This is a genomic window from Pseudomonas sp. K8 (genome assembly GCF_014889455.1).
Classification (GTDB): domain Bacteria; phylum Pseudomonadota; class Gammaproteobacteria; order Pseudomonadales; family Pseudomonadaceae; genus Aquipseudomonas; species Aquipseudomonas veronii.
The window spans coordinates 24,342-47,745 of the sequence record NZ_VJWO01000003.1; the positions used below are offsets into that span (position 1 = coordinate 24,342).

Here is a 23,404-nt window from a genome sequence, read left to right on the forward strand (position 1 = left end):
TTCCCATCGCCGTGTCAGGTATTTTTTATGTCGCTACGCGTCTGCATCCTGGAAACCGATATCCTGCGTCCAGGCTTGATCGATCAGTACCAAGGTTACGGGCAGATGTTCAAGCGCCTGTTCTCCAAGCAGCCGATCCCGGCCGAGTTTGTCGTGTACAACGTGGTGCAGGGTGAATACCCGTCGGATGATGAGGTGTTTGACGCGTATCTGGTAACTGGTAGCAAGGCCGATTCGTTTGGCACCGACCCTTGGATTCAGACGCTCAAAACCTACCTGCTCGACCGCTATGAGCGCGGCGACAAGTTGTTGGGCATCTGTTTCGGTCACCAATTGTTGGCGTTGCTGCTAGGCGGCAAGACCGAGCGCGCCGGCCAGGGCTGGGGCATGGGCATCCACGATTACAAAATCGATGCCAAGGCGCCGTGGATGAGCCCTGAGGTACCGGAGCTGACGTTGTTGATCAGCCACCAGGACCAGGTGACCACCTTGCCGGACAATGCCACGGTCATCGCTTCCAGCGAGTTTTGCCCGTTTGCGGCGTACCACATCGGCGATCAGGTGCTGTGCTTCCAGGGGCACCCCGAGTTCATCCACGACTATTCCCGCGAGCTGTTGGAGATTCTTCAGACGACCTTGGGCGAGAAGGTCTACAAGAATGGCGTGGCTAGCCTCGAGCGCGACCACCACGGTGTGACCGTGGCGGAGTGGATGATGCGCTTCGTCGCGCACAAGCCTGAAGCCAAGGTTAAAGCCAGCCCGAACGCTTGAAGCTGGCCCACAAGCCGCTGCACCCTACGGCGATGAACCCCAGCACGCCAAAATAACCGTAATGCCATTGCAGCTCGGGCATGTTCTGGAAGTTCATCCCGTAAATCCCCGCCACCGCCGTGGGGAACGCCAGGATCGCTGCCCACGCGGCGAACTTGCGCTGCACCACGCTCTGGCGCGACGCCTCCAGCAACACACCGATCTCGATGGTCTGGCTGGCGATGTCGCGCAGGGTGGCCAGGTCTTCCATCTGCCGTGTGACGTGGATTTGTACATCACGAAAATACGGGCGCATGTTCTTGTCGATGAATGGAAAACTCAGCTTCTGCAGCTCTTCGCTGATCTCCACCATCGGTGCTACGTAGCGGCGCAGGCTCAGCACGTCACGGCGCAGGCTGTGGAGGTTCTGGATATCGTGCTCATTGAGTGAGCTGCACAGCACGTTGCGCTCCAGCTCATCGATCTCGGCGTGGATCGCCTCGCTGACCGGCTGATAGTTTTCGGTGACGAAATCCAGCAGTGCATAGAGTACGAAATCTTCCCCATGCTCCAGCAACAATGGCCGTGCCTCACAGCGCTGGCGCACCAAACCGTAGGACGCCGAGTGCCCGTTGCGCGCCGTGATGATGTAGCCGTTGCCGGCAAAGATATGGGTTTCGATAAACACCAGCTTGCCGTTCTCGCGCACCGGAGAATAAGTGACGATAAACAGCGCGTCGCCGAAGGTTTCCAGCTTGGGGCGGCTGTGTTTTTCCAGGGCGTCTTCGATGGCCAGTTCATGCAGGTTGAACTGGCGTTGCAGGTTGCCCAGCTCGCGAGCGTCGGGCTCTTCCAGGCCGATCCAGACAAAATGCCCGGGTTTGGCGGCCCAGGCCGCGCCTTCGTCGAGGGTGATATCGGTAACTTTCTTTCCGGCGCTGTAAACAGCGGCCGCAACAACTCTACCCATGGTGCCGATCACTTCTTATCAGGGGAACAGATGTTGGGCAGCTTAGCTGGAAGCGAGTTCTATTGTTATGGCACTTTGCAGTTCGTGGTCCATCGCCTTGATGCATTCATCCATCTGCGCGTAGCAGGCTTGCATCAACGCCGGGATGTCATCCACAGTCAGGCCGGTGGTAGGAATCGGCGGCAGCGAGCGTATGTGTACATCGCCACTGTTCCAGCGATTGAGTTGCATATGGGTGACGTAATTGCTCACGCACACCTGCACGATGGGCACGCCGGCGGCAATCGCCATGTGGAACGCGCCTTTCTTGAACGGCAGCAGGCCCTTGCCCAGGTTGCGCGTGCCTTCCGGGAAGACCCAGATCGACGTGTCCTTATGCTGCAGCGTCCGGGTGGTGGTGAGCATCGCGCGGCGTGCCTTGTACGCATTGCCGCGGTCGATCAGCACGTTGCCCGCCAGCCAGAACAGCTGGCCGAACAACGGCACCCATTTCAGGCTTTTCTTGGCGATACACACGGTGCGGTGCGGCACCACGGTGCCCAGCACAAACAGGTCATAGTTGGACTGGTGGTTGGCGATGATCAGACAACTGCCGGGTTTGTTGCGCAGCGAATCGACATCGGCCTTGACGCGCAGCCCCAGTATTCGCATCGCCGGCAGCGCATACAGGCGCGCGCACAGACGGCTGTTGTCCGGGTTGAACGGCCGACAGATCCCCAGCAACACGCCCAAGCCGCCGGCGAGGATAAAGTGCAGGCCCATCAACGACATACGCAACAGAAACAGCATCGACACGGCACCATCGAGACAAAAGGTGGCGCAGTGTACGGATGTACACTGTATTCGGCAATTGCCCCGATAGAGGTAGGAGATAGGCGATGTTTAAGTACATGTTTCAATAAGTGCCAGCAGGGGCAGACTAGAGCGGCCAAGGATTAGTCGGTTGTTTTTGTAAGAAAAAGCCCGACTCAAGGTCGGGCTTTGATACGGCACATGTAGGCGGCTTAGCTCAAAATATGGCCCTGGTCCTGGATGATTGCTTCATCCAAGGCTTCGAGCAGGGCTTTGCGCACTTTCAATTTGGTCTGCTTGTGGGCGTTCATATTGAGCTTCTTCAACTGCCGCGCCGCTTCCAGTGCCGCTGTGTGCAACGCTTCCGGCGCCACCACCTTGTCGAGGAAACCGGCTTGCAATGCGCCTTGCGGGTCGAACATCTCGGCGTTGATCACCGAGCGGTGAAACGCCGACTTGCGCAGACGATCGCGCGCCAATTCGATCCCCGCATGGTGCATGGTCATGCCGATCGCCACTTCATTCAGGCCAATGCTGAACGGGCCCTCGACCCCGATCCGATAATCCGCCGACAACAGCAGGAACGCGCCCTTGGCCACCGCATGCCCAGGGCATGCGACGATCACCGGGAACGGATGCGCCAACAGGCGCCGCGCCAGCGTCGAGCCCGACGTCACCAGGCCGATCGCTTCTTTAGGGCCGGCGGTCATCACTTTCAAATCATAGCCACCCGACAGAATCCCCGGCGTCCCGGTGATGATCACCACCGCCCGATCCTTCTCGGCCTGATCCAGCGCTTCATTAAATGCACTGACCACCGCCGGAGAAATGGCATTCACCTTGCCGTTGCTCAGGGTCAGGGTCGCGATACCGTCTTCCAGGTGGTAGGAGATCAACTCACTCATGACGTGGTTCCTTGTAGGACTTGTTATAGAGGTGCATGCGCAGACGTTACTCACCACGCCCGGCCTGGTAAAGCGCTGTGACTGACTGGCCAGTCAGGCTTTCCCTCTATACCCGGCGATAAACCGCCTGGGGCAGGGCGCAGCAACCGTCCCAGACGCGTGCCGCCGATGCCTGAGAATGGCAGAATCATCGCCCTCGCCTGGCCCGTCACGGAATACCGGTCTAACCGCATGAAAATTCTGAAAAAAACCTTTGCCATCAGCAAGTCTTTCGACTACATTAGCGCGCCTCGACAGACTGAACTGGTTTGACGAGATACGGTGAAGTGTCCGAGTGGCTTAAGGAGCACGCCTGGAAAGTGTGTATACAAGAAATTGTATCGAGAGTTCGAATCTCTCCTTCACCGCCACATTCTGCAAACACAAACCCCTGATTTTCCTAGTGAAAGTCGGGGGTTTGTGGTTTTTTGCGGCTGAAAAAAAGGCCATATAGGCCCAATGTGGGACTGACGCTGTTTTTTTCCGTCAGCCTTCGGACACGCCCGCTCGGCGCGTTCAGAATTGGCAGGTGGGCTTCCAGGCTGGTTAAACGGGCTGCTTCGGTCAACGATGGTCGAAGAGGTGCCTGCGAAAACAAGGACGATTCATCCTGCATCGAATCGTTTGCAATTCTTCCGCCCATCCGGACTGCGTAATATGACCACCCGACCGAAGCCGAAACTCAACCTTCGTATTCTGATTCTTATCTTTGTAATGCTTTCGGCAATCGCAACCCTGGCCAACAGTTTTTGGGTGACGTTCACGATTCAGAAGCAGGAGTTGATCGAGAATGCGCTGGAAGTGAACAAGGCCTACGCCTCTCGGATCGCTCGGAGTGTGGAGCAGGTACTCAATTCCGACCTCGATAAATTGAAATACAGCTCGTTCGTCATTGGCAAAGCGTTTGGCGATAAGCAGAATTTGACGGAGGAAGTCCAGCGACTGTTTGGGCAAGATGCCAGTTTCAACTCCGTGTTGATCGCCGATGCGGCGGGGACAATCATTGCCTCGGCTCCCGAAAACCTCCACCTCGATGGGCGCACGCTGCAACACCGCGAGCCTCTCAGCCTTCGCGTGCCGATAATCAGCAACGCGTTCAAGTCCATGGCTGGCAATCTGGTGGTCTTTGTCAGCCACCCCATATTCGACGCGAAAGGAGAGTACCTGGGGCTGATCGGGGGCAGTGTCCGACTTGAACAGAGGAATACGCTCCAGGCGCTGATGGACACCAATGTGCGCAAGGACGGGGCGCATGTCTATCTTGTCGACAGCGCCCGCCGGGTGCTCTATCACTCCGATCCCGAGCACATCGGGACAGTCGCTGGAAAGGGGTTGATCGACGACGCGGCGCTCAGTCACGACGGGGGAACATTGCAGGCGATAGATGCCGATGGCGTGCAAATGCTCGCCGGTTTCGCCAGGGTGCCCATCAGCGGTTGGGGGGTGATCTCGCAGCAGCCGCTCGATAACATCCAAGCCATCCTGCGACACACCATGGCCAAGGTGGCGCAGGGCATCGCGCCGCTGGCGCTGTTCGGAATCGTGTTGATCTGGTGGCTGGGCGCGCGAATCTCGGTGCCGTTGTCCAGGCTTGCCGATTGCGCCAAACGGCTGGACTCACCGGACAGCTACGAACGTATCAGCGCAATCCCGACGCGCTATTTCGAAAGCTGGCAGATTCGCAGAGCGCTGCTGCTCGGCGCCACCCTGCTGCAGGAAAAGATCGGCAAACTCAACCAGCAAGCGCAAACCGACGCGTTGACCGGGCTGGCCAATCGCCGGGCGATGCAGGACGTTCTGTTGCGCTGGCAGGATGCCTACAAGGCGTTCGCGGTCGTGTCCATGGACATCGATCACTTCAAGCGCGTGAACGATACATTTGGCCATGGCGTGGGCGATGAAACGCTGCGCGCCATTGCGAGGCTCATGCAGCAGAATTCACGGTCCAACGACCTGCCTTGTCGGGTCGGTGGCGAGGAGTTCGTATTGTTGTTACCCAATAGTTCACTTCAGGTTGCAACGGATGTCGCCGAGCGACTGCGTGCCTCGATCGATGCCGCCAACATCGAAACGGTCGGGCACATCACCGTTTCGATGGGCGTCGCGCTATGGCATCCCGGTGGCGATTCGATATCCGCTGTGCTGGAGAGGGCTGATCAGCTTTTGTATCAGGCCAAGCAAAGCGGTCGTAATCGGGTGGTAGCGGAGCAGGCTCGATGGGAGGCTGTGGCTATCGGGTCAAGCCTTTAATGCCGATGCCGATGATGAATATCCGGAAAATGTGGATGGCTATGCTTGATCGGGCTATGGGTATGCAGGTGACTGTGCGGCATCGCCGGGTCCCACTCGAACGGGTGTTCATGTTGATGGTGCTCATCATGGACATGCCGATGCCCGTGTTCCGTCGCCTCATGCTGATGTGCATGGGCGTGGCGCTCGGTCAGGTGCAGCCACACCCCGGCGGCCATCAGCGCTGCTGCAATCCAGAACGCGCCGGTCACCGACTCGCCCAGCACCAGCAAGGCCAGCGCGGCGCCGAGGAACGGCGCGGTAGAGAAATAAGCGCCGGTACGCGCACTGCCCAGCCCGCGTAAGGCCAGCACAAACAGCACCAGGCTGATGCCATAGCCGAGAAACCCGACCAGCAAGATCGGCGCCAGCTGCGCCAGGCCGGGGATCTGCGCGCCGAGATACAGCGCCAGGCTGCAGTTGACCACGCCCGCGATCAAGCCTTTGGCGCCAGCGATAAACAATGCGTCCGAGGCCGACACTTTGCGTGTCAGGTTGTTATCGATGCCCCAGCACAGGCAGGCCACCGCCACGGCGAGCGGCCCGGTCCAATCGTGGTTGTCGGCGCCGCCTTGGGGCCATGACAACGCCACGCCACCCAGCACAATCGCAATCATCCCGAGGACGATGCGACGGTCTGCGTTTTCCCTGAACACAAGCCAGGCGATCAACGCGGTCAATACCGATTCAAGGTTGAGCATCAGCGATGCGGTGGCGCCCGAGGTGCGGGTCAGGCCGAACATCAGGGCCACGGGCCCGAGGATGCCGCCGAACGCAATGGCGCCGAGCAGCCAGGGCCATTCGGAGGGGGGCAAGCCGGTGGGGGTCCAGCCGCGATCGCGGATCAGACGCACGATGGCGAGTCCGGCACCGCTGCCGAGGTAAAGCAGGCCTGCGAGCAGCACGGGCGAGAGGCCCAGGCCGAGGCTTTTGGCGAGCGGGGTGCTGGCGCCGAACAGCGCGGCGGCGGCGAGTGCGTAAAGGATACTGAGGTTCATGGGCCATCCTCGAAAGGTTGGCCCATGATACGTCGCTTGCTCAGGTTAAATCCCGCGCAAATAGAGCAACGTCCGGCTTAGTGTGCAGTTTTCAGCTTGACCACATCACCGGAGATCTTGGTGGTGTAACCGCTCAGCACACAAGCCCAGAACCATTTTTCCTGGACTTCGGTATTGATCAGCGCGTCGCCACCTTTTGCCTGGATGGCAGCCGTCTGGGCGCGGACGAAACGGCTGTTCTGGCCGATCGGGATAACGCCGAACAGCATGATGCCGGTGGCGCTGGCTTCACTGTGACCCAGCACGGTGTATTGGCTGCTGTCGTATTGCGGGGATTTGATGGCGGTGCCGGTGCAGCCGGCGAGGGTGAAACCGAGAACAGCTGCTGCAACCACTTTACTGACGTACTTCACTGAGTAACTCCATGGACTGAATCCCGAGATTCAATTCTCGGGGGGCGATACTCTAAACGCTCCTGTAACATATTGAAATCAATCGCCCATCGTTCAGGCTTGCACATACACCCAAGCTGTGAGGCCCGATGCCAGCGCCACGCTGACTCGCTTGTAGTCGGACACTTCATACGCATCCGCCGCCGCCAACTCCTGCTCGCTAATCTGAAACACCATGCCTTCAACGCTGGCGCCTTGTTCGGTGCTCGGCGCGACGATCGGGTGGTGGGTCTTGCCACTGGTGGCCAGCACTTGCGGGTCAGTAATTTCTACCCAGTTTTTCGAGTAGCCCAACATGGCGTCGTGCTGGCCTGCCAGTTCTCGGCCGAAGTTGGCGAGTTGGACGGCTTTGTCCTGCAGGGTGCCGTAGGAAAACAACAGCACGGGAAATTCGGCGTAGCGTTCCATTCTGGTTCCTTTGAACGATTAAGCGAGGAGGTCTTCATAGAATGCGCCATACGGCTTGCTCGGGTGAGCGATCTGGATCTCCAGAATCCACAACCCTGCATTCGGGTAGTGCTCGAAGTCGCCGAGGTCGCCGCCACGATGGATCGCGTGGGGAAAGTCGCTGACGCGGTGGCCCTTGATGTCGAGGTTCAACTGCCAGCCCATGGCCTGGGCTTGTGCCTCGGCGTAGCGGTAGAGTTCGAGGCCGATGACCTGGTCGTTTTTCCAGCGCGCTTGCACGCGGTCGAACAGCGCTTTGGCCGCGTTGGCGCAGGCGATCATGTCCGGGTCGGTGCCGGTGCTGAAGGTGGCCCCCGCGTCGCCTTCGTGACCTTGCCAGACGGCGCCCATGTCGATGAAGAAAATGTCGTTTTCACCCAGTACCGGGTCGCCGTCGGAGCGTTGCTTGAAGGTCTTGAGGGTATTGGCGCCGAAGCGCACCAGCAGCGGGTGCCAGATGCGCTGCATGTCGAGGTCGGCGAGGACGTGTTTGCCCAACTCGCGCGCTTCGGATTCGAGCATGCCGGGGCGGATGCGTTGGGCCAGTTGTTCGATGGCCTGCCAGGTCATGGCCTGGGCATAGCGCATGGATTCGATGCTGTAGGCGGCGCCCACGGCTTCTTTGGGTTGTGCGGACACCGGTATCTCCTTGTGCGGTGGCTAGCGTTATGCAGTTTACTATATAGCGACAGGTGTTGGGCGCCCAAGCGAAATTATCAGAAATGCAACCCCGCCAGGCCGCCCAGCACCAAGGCCACACCGCCTGCCGTATACGACAGGCGCTTCAACCATTCCTTGCGCGTCAACAACGTGATCGCCGCCAACGAAATCGCGATCTGAATCGCCGTCATTGCCTGGGCCCAGCGGTGATGCTGGTGCAGGGCTTCTTCGGATTTCTGATCCCATTCCCGTGAGGTTGCCTCCAGCTTTTCGGCTTGTTTGCGCACGTCTTCCTTCTGGCCCTTGTAGCGCTCGCTCTCATCCTTGTAATGCGCGGCGTCCACACCGGGAATATGGGTAGCCAGTTCCGCCAGGTTTTGCCGGCTGGATTTGGCCTGGTAGTAGTTCCACTGGTTGGCGGCTTCGGTCTTGAAAATGGCAGCGTTGTTCTTGTCCATCGCCGCTTCGCTTTCGGTGGAGCCGGCCTGGTAGCTGAGCATGGCGCCAAGGGTGGCCATCAGCGCGGTCATCACGGCAATGCGGCTGGCGAAATTGTCGCCGCGCGCGTGGGCATGTTCGGTGGTGTGTTCGATGTGTTTTTCGTGGGGGCTGGGGACTTCGAAGGCTTCGGTCATGGCGGCGGCTGTGAAGGGATTGAGGGATTTTCATTGTTCCTCAGCGAAGCTGTCTCAATCCTGTATGTAACGTTGCAAACCCGCCACCAGCGCATCAAACGTCGCCCGGCAGCGCGGGCTGTTGCGCAGGTCTTCGTGCATGGTGACCCAGGTGTCGAGTTTGAGCGCGAATGCCTCCGGCAGCACCCGACGCAGGCGCGTGTCTTGTTGGGCCAGCTTGACCTGGCATCCGCCGATGCCGGCGCCGGCACGGATCAGCGCCAGTTGCGCCAGGTCGCTGTCGCTGCTGAGGGCGAAGGTGCCGCGCTCGAAGCCTTTGACGGCCAGGCTGCGGATAAACGCGTTTTCCCGGTCGTAGCCGATCACCGCGTGGTCGCTCAGGTCTTTCAACTCTTGCGGCGTACCGTGCTGGTGCAGGTAATCGTCGCGGGCATGCAGGCCGACTTCGATCAGGCCGATGCGCTGTGCCAGCAATTGCTCCTGGCTGGGGCGGACCATCCGCACGGCGATGTCGGCTTCCAATTGCAGCAGGTCGCTCAGGCGGTTGGTCAGGACCAGTTCGACCTTGAGCTGAGGATGCTGTTGGCGCAACCGCGTGATGATCGGTGGCAGTACTTCCACGCCGACCACTTCACTGGCGGAGACACGCACCACGCCGCGCACTTCGTCGCCCTGGGAGGAGGCGCTGCGTTCCAGGGCGGCGGCCATGCGCTCCATGGTCTCGGCGTGGGCCCTCATGGTGTGAGCCACTGCCGTCGGCAGCAGGCCGGTGGGGGAGCGAGTGAACAGCACCACGCCCAGGGCCGTTTCCAGCGCGGCAATGTGCCGACCGACGGTGGGCTGTGTGATGCCGAGCTGCCGTGCGGCCCCTGACAGCGATCCTTCCTTGAGTACGCCAAGAAACGATCGGTAAAGCTCCCAGCCAATGTTCAATGCCATGCGTAAATGTATAGCGTCTGGATGGTCTTCGGCAATTCCTCTATAACCAGGCTACGAACAGAATGGCCGCTCCAACCAATGTGGGAGCGGGTGATGAGCAAGGTACTGGTATTGGGTGCAACCGGCGGTATCGGCGGCGAAGTGGCGCGACAGTTGAGCGTGGCGGGCTGGCAGGTGTGTGCGTTGACCCGGGATGTCGCCAAGGCCCGTAGCCAGAATGCCGCCTATACCTGGCTCAAAGGCGATGCGCTCAATCGCCAGGACGTCATCGCTGCCGCCCGTGGCTGCGCGGTGATCGTCCATGGGGTGAACCCGCCGGGCTATCGCAATTGGGCCGAGCAGGTGTTGCCGATGATCGACAACACCATTGCAGCCGCCATCGCCGAGCGCGCGACCATCGTGTTGCCCGGCACGCTCTACAACTTCGGGCCGGATGCGTTCCCGGTGCTTTCCGAAGACTCACCCCAGCACCCGCTGACCCGCAAGGGCGCGATACGTGTGCAACTGGAGCAGCGCTTGCTTCAGTCTTCCCGCGAGGGCGCTCGTGTAGTGATCGTGCGTGCCGGGGATTTTTTCGGCGCCGGAGCGGCCAACAACTGGTTCTCCCAAGGCCTGGTCAAACCCGGTAAACCGGTGCGCGCGGTCAGCGCCCCAGGTGCGCCAGGCGTCGCCCACCAATGGGCTTACCTGCCGGATGTGGCGCGCACCATGCTCGAGTTGATTGAGCGCCGCGCCGCCCTCGACGCTTTTGCCTGCTTTCATATGGCCGGGCACGTGGACAGTGATGGCACGCAGATGAGCCAGGCGATCCAGCGCGTAGTGTTACGCAGGACGGGCCTGCAACCGCGTGTAGGCGTATTTCCCTGGTGGCTGTTGAAGTTGGCTGCGCCGTTTGTCGTGACCTTTCGCGAGATACAGGAGATGCGTTATCTGTGGCAAACCCCGTTGCGTATGGATAACCAACGCTTGCTTGCGGCCCTGGGCCACGAACCCCATACGCCGTTGGAGCACGCGGTGGAGGCCGCATTGACCAGCCTGGGCTGCCTGCCCACGCCGGCCTGATCAGGCGCACAGCCTAAAAGGTTGCCTGCCGACAAGCGGGGCCGTTATTGTGCTGAATCCTTTTAGTCCTACCTCCAGGGTTTCGTCACGATGAATGCACCGCGTAGCGCAGTCGGTCCGATCAAGGCCGTGATTTTCGATATGGACGGCTTGTTGCTGGATACCGAAGGCATCTACACCGAAGTGACGCAGATCATCGCCGAACGCTTCGGGCGTACCTATGACTGGGGGATCAAACAGCACATCATCGGGCGCGGGGCCCAGGACCTGGCCGACTACGTGGTCAAGGCGCTGGACCTGCCGATCACGGCGGCTGAGTTCCTCGAAATCCGTGAGCCGCTGATGAGCGAGCGTTTCCCCAGGGCGTTGGGCATGCCCGGCGCCGAAGCGTTGGTACGGCACCTGAACGCGCACAATATTCCGATTGCGGTGGGCACCAGTTCGTCGCGCAACTCCTTTGGCCACAAGACCACGCTGCACCGCGAATGGTTTGGCCTGTTCGGCACCATCGTCACGGCTGACGACCCGGAAGTCGGTGCCGCCAAACCCGCGCCGGACATCTTCCTCACCGCCGCGCGGCGCCTGGGCATCGCGCCGCAAGATTGCCTGGTGTTTGAAGACTCGCCGTTCGGCGTCACCGCAGCAAAGGCGGCCCGGATGACCGCCATCGCCGTGCCCGACGAAGCCATGGCCGACAGCAAGTACCACCACGCCGACCAGATCATCCGCAAACTCGCGGACTTCGACCTCGCCGCCTACGGCCTGCCGCCCATGTCCTGACCCGGTGCTTACAGGCGGTTATGCGCTGAAGCCACCGTCGATGGTCAGGCTGGCCCCAGTGATGTAACCCGCTTCCGGCCCGGCCAGGTAGGCCACAAAGCTGGCGATCTCCTCGACATGGCCATAACGGCCCACCGCCATCAACCCGATCAGGCTCTCGGCGAACTCACTGTTCGCCGGGTTCATGTCGGTGTCCACCGGCCCTGGCTGCACGTTGTTAATGGTGATGCCACGCGGCCCCAGGTCCCGCGCCAGGCCCTTGGTCAGGCCGACCAGCGCCGCCTTGCTCATCGCATACGGCCCGCCGCCGCCAAAGGGCATGCGTTCGGCGTTGGTACTGCCGATGTTGATCACGCGGCCGCCTTCTCCCATGTGCTTGGCCGCTTCCTGAGTGGCGATGAATACGCTGCGCACGTTGATTGCCAGGGTCTGGTCGAAGTCCTCCAGTTTGAAGTCTTCCAGCGGCGCGATGGCCAGCACGCCGGCGTTGTTCACCAGGATATCCAGGCGCCCAAAGGCTTGGACCGTGGCGTTGACGGCGTTGCGAATCGCCGTGGCATCGGCGCTGTCGGCCTGAATCGCCAGGGCTTTGCCGCCGGCGCTGATCACGCTGTTCTGCAGTTCTGCGGCCTTGGCGGCGGAACTGACGTAGGTAAAGGCGACGGCCGCACCTTGTGCTGCAAGACGCTTGACGATGGCGGCGCCGATGCCGCGTGAGCCGCCTTGAATCAAGGCAACTTTGCCGCTGAGGTTCTGGGTAGTCATGTTGATCTCCTCACTGTTCAAGGCGGGATGCCTTGTGGATGCAGCCGAGTATCGACCTCACCCGCCGCTGTCGGTAGACCCGGATTGCTATAGTCTGTGTAAACCAAAAGTTTAGAGTGGGCGGATATGGAGAGCTTCGGCAGTATCGAATGCTTTGTGCGCAGCGCCGAAGGCGGCAGCTTTGCCGAAGCGGCCCGGCGCTTGAGCCTGACCCCGGCGGCGGTGGGCAAAAGTGTCGCCAAGCTGGAAGCGCGGCTGGGGGTGCGGCTGTTCCAGCGCAGCACCCGGCGCCTGACCCTGACCGAAGCCGGCAAACGGTTCCTCGCCGAAGTCAGCGACAGCCTGATCACCATTCAGAACGCCGTGGCCAACCTGGCCAGCGCCGAGGGGCGGCCGGTGGGGACGCTCAAGGTCAGTATGGGCACGGTGTTCGGTAATCGTTATGTCATGCCGTTGCTGGGGGAATTCGTCCGGCGTTTTCCGGATATCAGCCCGGATTGGCATTTTGACAACCGCCAGGTCGACCTGATCGGCCAGGGCTTCGATGCGGCCATCGGCGGTGGTTTTGAGCTGCCCCAGGGCGTGGTTGCACGCAAGCTGACGCCCGCGCACCGGGTGTTGGTGGCGTCAGCGGATTACCTGGCGCAACGCCCGCCGGTACTGGCGCCCGAGGATTTGGCGCGCTGCCTGGGCATCCTGATCCGCTCCCCGCAAACCGGCCGCGTGCGTTCCTGGCAACTGACCAGCCGCGAGCGCGAACAGCGTCCGTTGGCGCTCAAGCCGCGCATGACCCTGAGCGACTCGGAGGCCGCCTGTTGCGCGAGCGCCCAGGGGATGGGCATTGCGCTGGTGAGCATGCCGATGGCAGTGCCGTTCCTCGACAGTGGCGCGGTGGTGCGGGTGCTGCCCGACTGGTACGTCGACGACGGCAACATCTCCCTCTACTACGCCGAACACAAACTGCTGCCCGGCAAGACCCGGGCGTTTGTCGACTTCATCCTCGAGCAGTTTTTAATCGCGGGACTGGCGCAGCGCTTCAGCGCGATTTGATCGCCGCGACCTGTTCTATCGGCTGCGCGGCCAGCCGATGACAGTCTTCGGCCGCGGGGTGGCGTAGGTCCTGACCTTCGACGTCGACAACCCCAATCGCACCAACCCTTCGGCAATCGTCACCGCCGCCGTTACCCCGTCCACCACCGGCACCCCGGTGCGCTGGCGAATGCGTTCGTCCAGCCCGGCCATGCCGCCGCATCCCAGGCAGATCACCTCGGCCTTGTCCTCGCGGATCGCCAGTTCCGCCTGCCGCACGATGGCCTCCATGGCCGCCAGCGGGTGTTCTTCCAGCTCCAGCACCGCCATGCCGCTGGCCCGCACCGAGGCGCAGCGTTGATACAGGCCGGCGAGTTTCAGGCGGTCCTCGATCAGCGGTACGGTGCGGTCCAGGGTGGTCACCACCGAGTAGGCGTGGCCGAGGAACATCGCGGTGGTGGCTGCCGCTTCGGTGATGTCCACTACCGGCACATTCAACAATTCCTGTAGGCCTTCGCGCCCATGTTCGCCATACCCGGCCTGGATCACCGCATCGAACGGCTGGTCGTAGGCCATCACGCGGTCCATCACCGCGATGGCCGCCAGGTAGCTCTCAAAATTGCCTTCCACCGATTCGGCGCCGAAGTACGGCGTGAGCCCGACAATCTCGGTGCCCGGCGAGGCCACGGACCGCGCTTGCTCGGCGATGGTCTGGGTGATGGATTCGGTGGTGTTGACGTTGACCACGAGGATACGCATGGAATGTCCTTTTTAATGACTGACGTTATCGACTGCAATGCTTTCACCGCTGACATCAGCGTAGAACGCTTGGCGCTTGGCGATCAGCCGGTACAACAGCCCTGCAATACCGGCGCCAAACAACCAGGAAAACGGCGAGACACTGGCAAACCCCGGCAACAGCGCCAGCAGGATGGCGATCACCGCCGCAGGAATAAATGCCGCCACCGCGCGCATATTCACGCCACGGCTGTAGTAATAAACGCCATTCGGGTCTTCGCTGTACAGTTGCGGCACGTCGACCTGGCTTTTACGGATCAGCCAGTAATCGACCATGATCACCCCGTACAACGGCCCGAGCAGCGCGCCCAGGCCGGAAAGGAAATACACGATCACCAGCGGGCTGTTGTAGAGGTTCCACGGCAGGATCAGCACCGCCACGGCAGCGCTGATCAACCCGGCGCGGCGGAAGTTCAGGTACTTGGGCGCCAGGTTGCTCAGCACAAAGGCCGGGGCGACGAAGTTGGCCATGATGTTCACCGCCACGGTGACGATCAGGAACGCCAGGCAGCCGAGTACCAGGAAGAACGTATTGGGGATCGCCGCGATGATCTCGGTCGGGCTTTCGATCACCCGGCCATTGAGCTGGAACTGCCCGCCGCAGAGCAGCACGGTGATGGCGGCGAACACCAGGATGTTCACTGGCAGGCCCCAGAAGTTGCCGACCTGGATGGTCTTGCGGCACGGCGAAGAGCGCGCGAAGTCGCAGAAGTTGAGGATCAACGTACCGTAGATCGCCAGCCACAGCGCGCCGCCGGCAAAGATATTGCGCCACATCTCGCCACCGTTGAGCGGCTCGCGGATCGACCAGGCGATGTGGCCGTCGGCCTGGAAGTACATCCAACCGGCCAGCGAAGCGACGGTCAGCAAAATCACCGGCCCGGCGAAGCCTTCGTAGCGACGCACGGTCTCCATGCCATAGGCCAGGATCACCAGTTGCACGAACCAGATCGTCACAAAGCACGCCCAGCCCAGGCTCGACAGGCCCAGGATCGAGTTGTGGTCATAGTCGGCAAACCCCGGATGAATCGCCGTCAGCAATACTCGGAACACCACCGAGGCCAGGTAGGTCTGGATACCAAACCAGGCAATCGCAATGACCGCACGGATCAAGGCCGGAATCTGTGCGCCGTGAATGCCGAAGCTGATGCGGCTGATCACCGGAAACGGCACCCCGGTCTTCTGCCCCATATAACCCGACAAGTTCATGAAGAAGTACACCAGCGCCGCGCCGATCCCCAGGGATAACAGAATCTGCCAGCCACCCAGGCCCAGCGCATATAAGCCAATGGCGAACGAGTAATTGGCGATGTTGTGTACGTCGTTGGTCCATAACGCAAAGATGCTGTAGCGCCCCCAGCGTCGGCCTTCGACCTTGGTCGGCGCCAGGTCCCGGTTGTGCAGGCGCGGGCTGAGTACCAGCGGGCCGGGGCTCTCGGCCTCGGGGTTGAGGGCGGAGGAGGGCAGATCCAGTGCGAGGGTGTTCGAGAGGCGTGTACGCATTCCGGCAGGCTCCAGCACTGCTGCAGCAAAGCCGCAGCGGGAAAGTGTATGTATGTTTTGTATTTATTGTATACAAAGCGTACTTCACCTTAAGCCACATACGTGCCAGTTTTCGATCTATGAAAACCTTGGTTAATTTCGTTTTTATAGATTCTATAAATAACTGACTGAATTCAAAGCGATATAAATTGACCGTTTGAACAGGTATTTATTTTTGACGGGGCAGAACCTCTGTTTAGAGGATAAACAGCGGCAGAGAGGAGATGTTACGTTTTGGTGCGCAGGTCGATGGATTGCACACATAAATGGCACCGATGGTTACATTTGTGTGTACATTTTTACGCTCGGCACAAAACAAATGTGGGAGGGGGCTTGCTCCCCCCTCCCACATGGTTGACTGCGTCAGCGCTTAGGCCTTGCTGATGAGATTCCCGGCATGCAGCCCGCATTCCTTCTGCGTGGCTTCTTCCCACCACCAGCGGCCTTCGCGTTCGTGTTGGTTTGGCAACACCGGGCGGGTGCAGGGCTCGCAGCCGATGCTGATAAAACCGCGCTCGTGCAGGCTGTTGTACGGCAGCTCCAGCATGCGGATGTAACTCCAGATCTCTTCGCTGGTCATCTGCGCCAGTGGGTTGAACTTGTACAGGGTGCGCTCCGGGGTGGAGAAGGCCGTGTCGATTTCCAGCGCAGCCACTTGGCTGCGGGTGCCGGGGCTCTGATCGCGGCGCTGGCCGGTAGCCCAGGCGCGCACGCCGGAGAGCTTGCGGCGCAGCGGCTCGATCTTGCGCACGCCGCAGCATTCGCCATGGCCGTCTTTGTAGAAGCTGAACAAGCCTTTCTCTTTGACGAAGGGTTCCAGTTTGCTCTGGTCCGGCGAGATCAGCTCGATGTCGATCTTGTAGAACTCGCGCACCTGTTCGATGAAACGGTAGGTCTCCGGGTGCAGGCGGCCGGTGTCGAGGCTGAACACCTTGACGTTCTTGTTCAGCTTCCAGGCCATGTCCACCAGCACCACATCCTCGGCACCGCTGAAGGAAATCCACAGGTCATCGCCGAACTGGCTGAACGCCAGCTTGAGAATGTCCTGGGCAGATTTGTTGGCATAGGTCGTGGCGAGTTCAACGACATCGAAGGCTTGGTTCATCAGGACGGTTCCTACAGGTCAGTGGCGCTGAGCGCTCTATAGGAGAGTGATGGTATCAAAATCCGCCCTGCGTTGCGGCCGCCGCCTTGAATCGCTAGAGTTCGGCAGTCTTTTTGCTCGCTCGACTTGAACAATACAAATAGGAGTGTCTCGTGGAAATTGCCTGTCTCGACCTGGAAGGGGTATTGGTTCCGGAAATCTGGATCGCCTTCGCCGAAAAAACCGGTATTGAATCCCTGCGGGCGACCACCCGGGACATTCCCGACTACGACGTGCTGATGAAGCAACGCCTGCGTATCCTCGACGAACACGGGCTCAAGCTCGCCGATATCCAGGAAGTGATCGCTACCCTCAAGCCGCTGGACGGTGCCATCGAGTTCGTCAACTGGCTGCGCGAGCGCTTCCAGGTGGTGATCCTGTCGGACACCTTCTACGAATTCTCCCAGCCGCTGATGCGCCAGCTGGGGTTCCCGACCCTGTTGTGCCACCGCCTGATCACTGACGAAACCGACCGCGTGGTCAGTTACCAACTGCGCCAGAAAGACCCCAAGCGCCAGTCGGTGCTGTCGTTCAAGAGCCTGTACTACCGCGTGATCGCTGCCGGCGATTCGTACAACGACACCAGCATGCTGGGCGAGGCCGACCGCGGGATTCTGTTCCATGCGCCGGAAAATGTGATCCGCGAGTTCCCGCAGTTCCCGGCGGTGCATACGTTTGAAGAGCTGAAGAACGAGTTCATCAAGGCTTCGAACCGGCCGTTGAGCCTGTAAGTCGTTCCGCGCAGCTGACGGCCCTATCGCGAGCAAGCCCGCTCCCACATTCGACCGCGTTTATCCTCTGGAAACGCGGTCGAATGTGGGCGCGGGCCTACAGCCGCCAGAGATTTAAGCCCCTGCCAGCAACCGCTCATACGGGATGCTCAAGCCTTCATGCAGGCGCTTGATCATCGACAGGCTCAGCTTGCGCTTGCGGTTGAGCACTTCGGACACCCGGCCGCTGGTGCCTATGAAGGCCTCCAGGTCGCGCGCCGTCATGCCGAGTTGCTCCATGCGAAAGCGGATGGCTTCCACCGGGTCCGACGGCGGCATCGGATAATGTTCGGCCTCGTACTTTTCAATGAGGACCGCAAGAATTTCCAGCTCATCGCCCTCAGGCGAGCCGATTGGCGCTTCCCATATCTGTTCGACGCGTGCGAGCGCGGCGGTGAGGTCTTCTTGGGAATGTATGGGTTTGATGTTCATCACACGGTCTCCGCGTTGATCTGATCGTACTGTGCGTGGGTTCCCACGAAACGTATGAACCCAAGCTGACGCTGATAATTGATCGCCATGATCACTCGATACCGGTTGCCGCCCACGTTGAATACAACCCTGCTGCCTTTGAGGATGCTCGCGGTTCCGAGCTCCGCCTTGAGCGCTTGCGGCGTTGGGTATGCAGCCTTCTCCATATGGCGATACAACTCGACCAGCGGTGTTTTGGCGTCGATGTAAGCTGGGTGGCTCTCCCAGAAGAGACGTAAGGTCGAGAACGCGATTATCCGCATGATCCTAACCTCCCAATTTGGGAGATGTTAGGCTCTGGCAAGTGCAGATGCAATCTTGGAAATATTTTCTGACGAGTAAGCAATCGCTTCATGTGATCCTTCACAGATGGCGGGTGGACGGTCGAAACCGGACGCTATCCTCCGATTCACAGGCCGTCCACAGCGGTTCTGATTCAGGTTTTTTCCGCGGCCGGGCGTTGCCTCCCAACGCCAGGAAGGGCGCTGCGTTACAGGCTTTCCAGGGTTTGTAACAATACCCGCACCTTGGTCAGCGACTCCTGATATTCCGCCTGCCATTGCGAATCGGCGACGATCCCGCCGCCGCCCCAGCAGCACACCTGGCCGTCCTTGACCAGCAGGCTGCGGATGGCGATGGAGCTGTCCATCTCGCCACGCACGTCCAGGTACACCAGCGAGCCGCAGTACAGCCCGCGGCGGGTTGGCTCCAGTTCGTCGATGATCTGCATTGCGCGGATCTTCGGTGCGCCGGTGATGGAGCCGCCAGGGAAGCTGCCGGCGATCAGATCCAGGGCGTCCTTGTCGTCGGCCAATTCGCCGGTGACGCTGCTGACCAAGTGATGCACGTTGGGGTAGCTTTCCAGGCTGAACAACTCCGGCACTTTCACCGAGCCGGTGCGGCAGGTGCGCCCGAGGTCGTTGCGCAACAGATCGACGATCATCAGGTTCTCGGCACGATCCTTGGGGCTGGCCAGCAGTTCGGCGGCGTTGGCGGCGTCTTCTTCAGGCGTCAGGCCGCGCGGGCGGGTGCCTTTGATCGGGCGGGTTTCGACCTGGCGCTGGCTGATCCTGACGAAACGTTCCGGCGACAGGCTCAGTACCGCGCCGTCATCCGGCAGGCTCTGGAACCCGGAAAATGGCGTCGGGCAGGCTTCGCGCAAGGCGCAGTAGGCCGCCCACGGATCGCCGCTGCACGCTGCGCGAAAGCGCTGGGTGAAGTTGACCTGGTAGCAGTCGCCCGCGCGGATATAGTCGTGGATGCGGGCGATGGCCTGCGCGTAGGTCTGGGCGCTGATGTCGGGGGCCATGGGGCCGTGGAGCTTGAAGTTGGCGGCTATCTCGGCGGCTGGCTGGCTGAACAGCTTGATCAGTCGCTGCCGCTCGCCATCGGCCAGTGTCGGGTGAAACACCAACTGGCTGGTCTGCGCCTGGTGATCGCTGACCAGGGCCCAGGCGTACAGCCCAAAACGTGCGTCCGGCAGGTGCAGATCGTCCACCGCGCGGTGCGGCAACTGTTCCAGGTGCCGGCCGAAATCGTAGCTCAGGTAACCGATCAGGCCGCCGACGAACGGTAACTCGTAGCCGGCCGGCAATGCCGCCTCACCCAACTGTGTAAGGTTTTCCCGCAGGCGTTGCAGGAACTCGCTGCCGCTCTCGTCAGACTGCACCGCCAACGTCGCTTCGGGCCAGGCGCTGAGCAGGTCATAACGGCCCCGCTCGGCGGTCGGGCGGCCGCTGTCCAATAGCACCGCGCCAGGGGCATGGCGAATCGCCGCAAAATACTCGGCGGGGTTGGCCCGGTAGGGCAGTGGGTATACGGAACAGGTCGACATGCGGGGTGGATCAGCTGATGGCGTGGGGGAGGGGATTGTAGACCCCCGTAGGATTTGGTCCTAGGGGGGATGTCGGGGATAGACAGATCGAAGGCCGGCTCAGCCTTCGACGGCGGGGATGTGCCCGAACATGGCCTGCACGAATTTCACCCGTTCTTCCGGCGTTTCCGTCACGCCAGCAGCTTTCAGGGTTTCCAGTCGTGCCTCGACCGCGTGGGTGCGCAGGGTCAGGCCGCAGTCGTTGGCGATCTGGATATTCAGCCCCGGCCGCGCATTCAGTTCGAGGATCAGTGGGCCTTTTTCCTGGTCCAGCACCATGTCCACGCCGATGTAGCCCAGCCCGCACAGCTCATAGCAGCCGGCGGCGAGCTTCATGAAACCGTCCCAGTTGGGCAGTTGCACGCCATCCACCGCGTTGGTGGTGTCAGGGTGTTTGGTGATGATGTTGTTCAGCCAGGTGCCGCGCAGGGTCAGGCCGGTGGCCAGGTCGACGCCCACGCCGATCGCGCCCTGGTGCAGGTTGGCCTTGCCGCCGGACTGGCGGGTCGGCAAGCGCAGCATGGCCATCACCGGGTAGCCCATCAGCACGATGATGCGGATATCCGGCACGCCTTCGTAGCTGATGCTCTTGAAAATCTGGTCGGGCACCACGCGGTACTCGATCAGCGCGCGGTCGCGGTGGCCGCCCAGGGAGTACAGGCCGGTGAGGATGCTGGAAATCTGATGCTCGATTTCCTCATGGCTGATGATCTTGCCGGAGACCGTGCGATAACGCTCCTCAAAGCGGTCGGCGATGACGAGGATGCCGTCACCGCCGGCGCCCTGGGCCGGTTTGATCACGAAGTCGCTGCGCCCTTGGATGATCTCGTCGAGCTTGTCGATTTCCTTCTCGGTGGAAATCACCCCGTACATTTCCGGCACATGGATGCCAGCCGCCAGCGCGCGTTCCTTGGTGATGATCTTGTCATCCACGATCGGGTACAGGCTGCGCTTGTTGTACTTGAGCACGTAGTCCGCATTACGCCGGTTGATGCCCATGATGCCCCGCGCTTCCAGGGCCTTCCAGGTCTTCCAGAAGCCGAACATTACGAGTCAGCCTTGAGGAAGGCCTTGAAGCGCACCAGCTCGGTCAGGCGGTAGCCGCGATAACGCCCCATGGCCAGCATGAAGCCCACCAGGATCAGCAGGATCGCCGGGAAGGTGAACACAAAGTAGACCAGCTCCGGCACGCTCATGATCAGGTGCGCCAGGGACGCCGCGAACAGCGTGCCGATCGCCACTTTCAGCGCATGGCTGGCGCCGCGTTCTTCCCAGGTGATCGACAGGCGTTCGATGGTCATGGTCAGAATCACCATCGGGAACAGCGCCACCGACAGCCCGCGCTCCAGCCCCAGTTTATGGCTGAACAGGCTGATGGCCGCGATCAGCACCACCACGAAGGTCAGCACCACCGACAGCCTCGGCAGCATCTGCAACTTCAGGTGTTCCAGGTACGAGCGCAGCGACAAGCCCAGCGCGGTGATGATCGTAAACAGCACAATCCCGAAGCCCAGCTGAGTCTCGCGGAACGCCAGGGCGATCAGCACCGGGGTAAACGTGCCCAGGGTCTGCAGGCCGATCAGGTTGCGCAGGATCAGGATCACCAGCACGCCGATCGGGATCATCACCATGATCATGAAGGTCTGCTGGGTTTGCAGCGGCAGGCCGTACAGCGAGTATTCGAGGAAGTTGGCGTCGGTGTTTTCGTCGGTCAGCTTGGCCAGGCGGATCGCGTTCATTTCGCTGTTGTTCAGGCTGAAGGTGACCATGGCTTTCTTGCCGCCATCGACGGTGATCAGGTTTTCATCGCCGGTCCACCACAACAGGCGGTCGGCGGGCAGGCCTGGTTCGCCGGTTTCCGGGTTGAAGTACAGCCAGTCATTGCCATTGAAGCTGCGCAGCCACAGTTCCGGGGTTTGCGGCTGGTCGGCGACGAGGCGGATGGTGTGGACCTTTTCCACCGGCACGTGGGCGATGGACAGCAGCAGTTCGACGATCTTGGCCTTGTGCGGCGTCGACGGGTCGCCCGCCAGCAGCAGCTTGACGTTGTCGTCGTTGAGGTTGTTGGTGCGCTTGATTGCTTCGGTAATAAAGGTTTCCACATCGGCCGAGTGCTGGCGGATCGGCGCGAGCAGGGCTTCGGCGGCGATTTTTTCCGGGCCTTCCACGGCGATGCTGTCGCGGAAGGTCGGGCCCTTGATCTTGACCTTTTCACCGCTGTAACGCTTGGTCAGCACCAGGCGGTAATACAGGGTCTGCTTGCCCTTGGCCCGGCGCGCCGACCAGGTGACCTTGCGGTTGCCATCGATGCGGTTGACGCTGACCCCGTAGTTATTCGAGATGAAACTCTCATTGAGGCTGACGAAGTCGCGGCTCAGGGGCGGCACGAACATCTGGATCTTCACCGGGTCTTTCGGGTTGGCGACGAACTCGACCTTGGCGTCGATGTTCCACAAGTCGTCGGTGGCGTCCTCGGTGACGGGAATGCCCAGCACGAAGATCTGGTAGGCGGTGACCGAAATACCCAGCACCACCAGGAGGGTGATGAGGATTTTCAGGTGCAGGGTCAGAGAGCGCATTCGGTTTACTCGGCGGTATGAGCGTCGGCGGCGCAGGCAGGTTTGCCCGCTGCATATTTAAGACTGGGGTCGACCAGCGCATCAAAGCGTTTCAGCGCTTCGGAGCCGATCAGCAGCGGGTATTGGAAAGCGCTGCGGTCAGTCAAGTTCACTTCGATGCTGCGTAAAGCGCTGCCCATGCAGATATCCAGGGCAATCACCGGACGGGCGGTGTAGTTCTTGTCCTCATCGGGGTCGTAGTCACCGGCGCGGCGCTTGATCTTGCTGACGCGGGCCAGTGGGCGTTCGATGGGGTGGGAATGGGCAGTGTCGATGGCCAGGTAGAAGCGTACCCAGGATTCGCCGTTGCGCTTGAAGCGTTTGATATCGCGGGCGCTCAACGAAGCGGTCTTGGCGCCGGTGTCGAGTTTGGCTGCCACTTCCAGGTCGATATCCGCCAGCTTGGCGTATTCGTTGAGGCCATACACGGTCTTCTCGGCGGCAGCGCATAGCCCCGGCATAAGTCCTGGTATGAACAGTAGGCAAAACAATCGGGGGAAGGGCTTGAGTCTCATAAATCCTGAGGCGGTGCAGTGCGATGTTCAATTCAAGGCGACTGGCATTGCTGCGCAAGCTCCCTCGTGCGCCGTTTCATCAAGAGATGTCAGGCAAAAGCGGCGTCTATTCTAACATGATGCTTTTTTGGCGCCAGCGCTGGCAGGCGGCCATGTCCTTG

Annotated in this window: 25 protein-coding genes and 1 tRNA gene; 7 read left to right on the forward strand and 19 right to left on the reverse strand. The window is 60.8% G+C overall.

The genetic code is table 11. The features are described 5' to 3' along the window. The first annotated feature begins 27 nt into the window (after positions 1-27). Complete coding sequence (locus INT12_RS02885; protein ID WP_017848503.1) at positions 28-771, forward strand: amidotransferase; 744 nt, start codon at positions 28-30, stop codon at positions 769-771. Here INT12_RS02885 and INT12_RS02890 read toward each other — a convergent pair. The 3 genes from INT12_RS02890 to INT12_RS02900 form a co-directional block, all read right to left on the reverse strand. Further along, positions 749-1,720, reverse strand: coding sequence for a magnesium and cobalt transport protein CorA (locus INT12_RS02890; protein ID WP_026140214.1), 972 nt, complete (start codon positions 1,718-1,720; stop codon positions 749-751). The two genes, INT12_RS02885 and INT12_RS02890, sit on opposite strands and share 23 nt — an antisense overlap. Before the next feature lie 42 nt (positions 1,721-1,762). Next, the gene (locus INT12_RS02895) at positions 1,763-2,509 is read right to left on the reverse strand and encodes a lysophospholipid acyltransferase family protein (RefSeq protein ID WP_017848501.1); all 747 of its coding nucleotides are present in this window, start codon (positions 2,507-2,509) and stop codon (positions 1,763-1,765) included. Positions 2,510-2,724: 215 nt separating this feature from the next. Further along, a complete protein-coding gene (locus INT12_RS02900) occupies positions 2,725-3,417 on the reverse strand; it encodes a crotonase/enoyl-CoA hydratase family protein (protein WP_046489343.1) in 693 nt (230 codons plus the stop codon). Positions 3,418-3,737: 320 nt separating this feature from the next. Here INT12_RS02900 and INT12_RS02905 point away from each other — a divergent pair. Next, positions 3,738-3,827, forward strand: a tRNA-Ser gene (locus INT12_RS02905). 286 nt (positions 3,828-4,113) lie between these two features. After that, positions 4,114-5,706: a sensor domain-containing diguanylate cyclase gene (locus INT12_RS02910; protein WP_017848496.1), complete on the forward strand. Its 1,593-nt coding sequence runs from the start codon at positions 4,114-4,116 to the stop codon at positions 5,704-5,706. On the opposite strand, the gene INT12_RS02915 is transcribed toward INT12_RS02910, so the two are convergent. The 6 genes from INT12_RS02915 to INT12_RS02940 form a co-directional block, all read right to left on the reverse strand. After that, positions 5,703-6,743 carry a DMT family transporter gene (locus INT12_RS02915; protein ID WP_193039882.1) on the reverse strand — a complete coding sequence of 347 codons (1,041 nt, stop codon included), beginning with the start codon at positions 6,741-6,743 and terminating at the stop codon, positions 5,703-5,705. The genes INT12_RS02910 and INT12_RS02915 overlap by 4 nt on opposite strands. A 77-nt stretch (positions 6,744-6,820) precedes the next feature. Continuing rightward, a complete protein-coding gene (locus tag INT12_RS02920) occupies positions 6,821-7,156 on the reverse strand; it encodes a hypothetical protein (protein ID WP_017848494.1) in 336 nt (111 codons plus the stop codon). Between the two features lie 93 nt (positions 7,157-7,249). Continuing rightward, on the reverse strand, positions 7,250-7,603 hold the full coding sequence (locus INT12_RS02925) for a gamma-glutamylcyclotransferase family protein (protein WP_046382402.1): 354 nt from the start codon (positions 7,601-7,603) through the stop codon (positions 7,250-7,252). Positions 7,604-7,621: 18 nt separating this feature from the next. Then, positions 7,622-8,281, reverse strand: coding sequence for a M24 family metallopeptidase (locus tag INT12_RS02930; protein ID WP_046489354.1), 660 nt, complete (start codon positions 8,279-8,281; stop codon positions 7,622-7,624). Between the two features lie 77 nt (positions 8,282-8,358). Continuing rightward, positions 8,359-8,937: a DUF4337 domain-containing protein gene (locus tag INT12_RS02935; protein WP_017848491.1), complete on the reverse strand. Its 579-nt coding sequence runs from the start codon at positions 8,935-8,937 to the stop codon at positions 8,359-8,361. Between the two features lie 54 nt (positions 8,938-8,991). Next, positions 8,992-9,876, reverse strand: a complete 885-nt coding sequence (locus INT12_RS02940; RefSeq protein ID WP_193039883.1) for a LysR family transcriptional regulator — start codon at positions 9,874-9,876, stop codon at positions 8,992-8,994. Between the two features lie 93 nt (positions 9,877-9,969). Between INT12_RS02940 and INT12_RS02945 the strand changes: the two genes are divergently transcribed. Together INT12_RS02945 and INT12_RS02950 are read left to right on the forward strand one after the other, a co-directional pair. Further along, positions 9,970-10,938, forward strand: coding sequence for an NAD-dependent epimerase/dehydratase family protein (locus INT12_RS02945; RefSeq protein WP_193039884.1), 969 nt, complete (start codon positions 9,970-9,972; stop codon positions 10,936-10,938). 90 nt (positions 10,939-11,028) lie between these two features. Beyond that, positions 11,029-11,718: an HAD-IA family hydrolase gene (locus INT12_RS02950; RefSeq protein ID WP_017848488.1), complete on the forward strand. Its 690-nt coding sequence runs from the start codon at positions 11,029-11,031 to the stop codon at positions 11,716-11,718. 18 nt (positions 11,719-11,736) lie between these two features. On the opposite strand, the gene INT12_RS02955 is transcribed toward INT12_RS02950, so the two are convergent. Further along, entirely contained in the window at positions 11,737-12,483 is a 747-nt protein-coding gene (locus INT12_RS02955) for a 3-oxoacyl-ACP reductase family protein (protein WP_017848487.1), read from the reverse strand. A gap of 126 nt (positions 12,484-12,609) precedes the next feature. Between INT12_RS02955 and INT12_RS02960 the strand changes: the two genes are divergently transcribed. Further along, complete coding sequence (locus INT12_RS02960; protein WP_017848486.1) at positions 12,610-13,533, forward strand: LysR family transcriptional regulator; 924 nt, start codon at positions 12,610-12,612, stop codon at positions 13,531-13,533. Between the two features lie 15 nt (positions 13,534-13,548). Here the strand turns inward: INT12_RS02960 and INT12_RS02965 are convergent, their stop codons facing one another. From INT12_RS02965 to INT12_RS02975, 3 genes are all read right to left on the reverse strand, one after another. Continuing rightward, entirely contained in the window at positions 13,549-14,271 is a 723-nt protein-coding gene (locus INT12_RS02965) for an aspartate/glutamate racemase family protein (RefSeq protein ID WP_017848485.1), read from the reverse strand. 12 nt (positions 14,272-14,283) lie between these two features. Then, positions 14,284-15,813: an NCS1 family nucleobase:cation symporter-1 gene (locus INT12_RS02970; RefSeq protein ID WP_193039885.1), complete on the reverse strand. Its 1,530-nt coding sequence runs from the start codon at positions 15,811-15,813 to the stop codon at positions 14,284-14,286. Between the two features lie 409 nt (positions 15,814-16,222). After that, complete coding sequence (locus INT12_RS02975; protein ID WP_017848483.1) at positions 16,223-16,957, reverse strand: phosphoadenylyl-sulfate reductase; 735 nt, start codon at positions 16,955-16,957, stop codon at positions 16,223-16,225. Positions 16,958-17,109: 152 nt separating this feature from the next. On the opposite strand from INT12_RS02975, the gene thrH reads away from it, so the two are divergent. Further along, positions 17,110-17,727, forward strand: a complete 618-nt coding sequence (gene thrH / locus INT12_RS02980) for a bifunctional phosphoserine phosphatase/homoserine phosphotransferase ThrH (RefSeq protein WP_017848482.1) — start codon at positions 17,110-17,112, stop codon at positions 17,725-17,727. A 114-nt stretch (positions 17,728-17,841) separates the two neighbouring features. Here thrH and INT12_RS02985 read toward each other — a convergent pair whose 3' ends face one another. From INT12_RS02985 to INT12_RS03010, 6 genes are all read right to left on the reverse strand, one after another. Beyond that, on the reverse strand, positions 17,842-18,198 hold the full coding sequence (locus tag INT12_RS02985; protein ID WP_017848481.1) for a helix-turn-helix domain-containing protein: 357 nt from the start codon (positions 18,196-18,198) through the stop codon (positions 17,842-17,844). Continuing rightward, on the reverse strand, positions 18,198-18,500 hold the full coding sequence (locus tag INT12_RS02990; protein WP_046489372.1) for a type II toxin-antitoxin system HigB family toxin: 303 nt from the start codon (positions 18,498-18,500) through the stop codon (positions 18,198-18,200). Before INT12_RS02990 ends, INT12_RS02985 begins: the two co-directional genes overlap by 1 nt. 227 nt (positions 18,501-18,727) lie before the next feature. Then, a complete protein-coding gene (gene pabB / locus INT12_RS02995; protein WP_193039886.1) occupies positions 18,728-20,071 on the reverse strand; it encodes an aminodeoxychorismate synthase component I in 1,344 nt (447 codons plus the stop codon). A 99-nt stretch (positions 20,072-20,170) separates the two neighbouring features. Then, complete coding sequence (locus tag INT12_RS03000; protein WP_017848478.1) at positions 20,171-21,157, reverse strand: alpha-L-glutamate ligase-like protein; 987 nt, start codon at positions 21,155-21,157, stop codon at positions 20,171-20,173. Next, complete coding sequence (locus tag INT12_RS03005) at positions 21,157-22,689, reverse strand: inactive transglutaminase family protein (protein WP_046382414.1); 1,533 nt, start codon at positions 22,687-22,689, stop codon at positions 21,157-21,159. The genes INT12_RS03000 and INT12_RS03005 overlap by 1 nt, the downstream gene beginning before the upstream one ends. A 5-nt stretch (positions 22,690-22,694) precedes the next feature. Next, a complete protein-coding gene (locus tag INT12_RS03010) occupies positions 22,695-23,243 on the reverse strand; it encodes an ATP-dependent zinc protease (RefSeq protein ID WP_026140213.1) in 549 nt (182 codons plus the stop codon). Between the last annotated feature and the right edge of the window lie 161 nt (positions 23,244-23,404).

Excerpts from the sequence above, each read along its gene's own strand:
- INT12_RS02990 (WP_046489372.1), bottom strand. The coding sequence starts at position 18,500 with ATGCGGATAATCGCGTTCTCGACCTTACGTCTCTTCTGGGAGAGCCAC.
- INT12_RS02940 (WP_193039883.1), bottom strand. The coding sequence starts at position 9,876 with ATGGCATTGAACATTGGCTGGGAGCTTTACCGATCGTTTCTTGGCGTA.
- INT12_RS02900 (WP_046489343.1), bottom strand. The coding sequence starts at position 3,417 with ATGAGTGAGTTGATCTCCTACCACCTGGAAGACGGTATCGCGACCCTG.
- INT12_RS02925 (WP_046382402.1), bottom strand. The coding sequence starts at position 7,603 with ATGGAACGCTACGCCGAATTTCCCGTGCTGTTGTTTTCCTACGGCACC.
- INT12_RS02950 (WP_017848488.1), top strand. The coding sequence starts at position 11,029 with ATGAATGCACCGCGTAGCGCAGTCGGTCCGATCAAGGCCGTGATTTTC.
- INT12_RS02965 (WP_017848485.1), bottom strand. The coding sequence starts at position 14,271 with ATGCGTATCCTCGTGGTCAACGTCAACACCACCGAATCCATCACCCAG.
- INT12_RS03000 (WP_017848478.1), bottom strand. The coding sequence starts at position 21,157 with ATGTTCGGCTTCTGGAAGACCTGGAAGGCCCTGGAAGCGCGGGGCATC.
- INT12_RS02910 (WP_017848496.1), top strand. The coding sequence starts at position 4,114 with ATGACCACCCGACCGAAGCCGAAACTCAACCTTCGTATTCTGATTCTT.
- INT12_RS02890 (WP_026140214.1), bottom strand. The coding sequence starts at position 1,720 with ATGGGTAGAGTTGTTGCGGCCGCTGTTTACAGCGCCGGAAAGAAAGTT.
- INT12_RS02895 (WP_017848501.1), bottom strand. The coding sequence starts at position 2,509 with ATGCTGTTTCTGTTGCGTATGTCGTTGATGGGCCTGCACTTTATCCTC.
- INT12_RS02945 (WP_193039884.1), top strand. The coding sequence starts at position 9,970 with ATGAGCAAGGTACTGGTATTGGGTGCAACCGGCGGTATCGGCGGCGAA.
- INT12_RS03005 (WP_046382414.1), bottom strand. The coding sequence starts at position 22,689 with ATGCGCTCTCTGACCCTGCACCTGAAAATCCTCATCACCCTCCTGGTG.
- INT12_RS02955 (WP_017848487.1), bottom strand. The coding sequence starts at position 12,483 with ATGACTACCCAGAACCTCAGCGGCAAAGTTGCCTTGATTCAAGGCGGC.
- INT12_RS02935 (WP_017848491.1), bottom strand. The coding sequence starts at position 8,937 with ATGACCGAAGCCTTCGAAGTCCCCAGCCCCCACGAAAAACACATCGAA.
- INT12_RS02885 (WP_017848503.1), top strand. The coding sequence starts at position 28 with ATGTCGCTACGCGTCTGCATCCTGGAAACCGATATCCTGCGTCCAGGC.
- INT12_RS02970 (WP_193039885.1), bottom strand. The coding sequence starts at position 15,813 with ATGCGTACACGCCTCTCGAACACCCTCGCACTGGATCTGCCCTCCTCC.
- INT12_RS02985 (WP_017848481.1), bottom strand. The coding sequence starts at position 18,198 with ATGAACATCAAACCCATACATTCCCAAGAAGACCTCACCGCCGCGCTC.
- INT12_RS02975 (WP_017848483.1), bottom strand. The coding sequence starts at position 16,957 with ATGAACCAAGCCTTCGATGTCGTTGAACTCGCCACGACCTATGCCAAC.
- INT12_RS03010 (WP_026140213.1), bottom strand. The coding sequence starts at position 23,243 with ATGAGACTCAAGCCCTTCCCCCGATTGTTTTGCCTACTGTTCATACCA.
- INT12_RS02915 (WP_193039882.1), bottom strand. The coding sequence starts at position 6,743 with ATGAACCTCAGTATCCTTTACGCACTCGCCGCCGCCGCGCTGTTCGGC.
- INT12_RS02960 (WP_017848486.1), top strand. The coding sequence starts at position 12,610 with ATGGAGAGCTTCGGCAGTATCGAATGCTTTGTGCGCAGCGCCGAAGGC.
- pabB (WP_193039886.1), bottom strand. The coding sequence starts at position 20,071 with ATGTCGACCTGTTCCGTATACCCACTGCCCTACCGGGCCAACCCCGCC.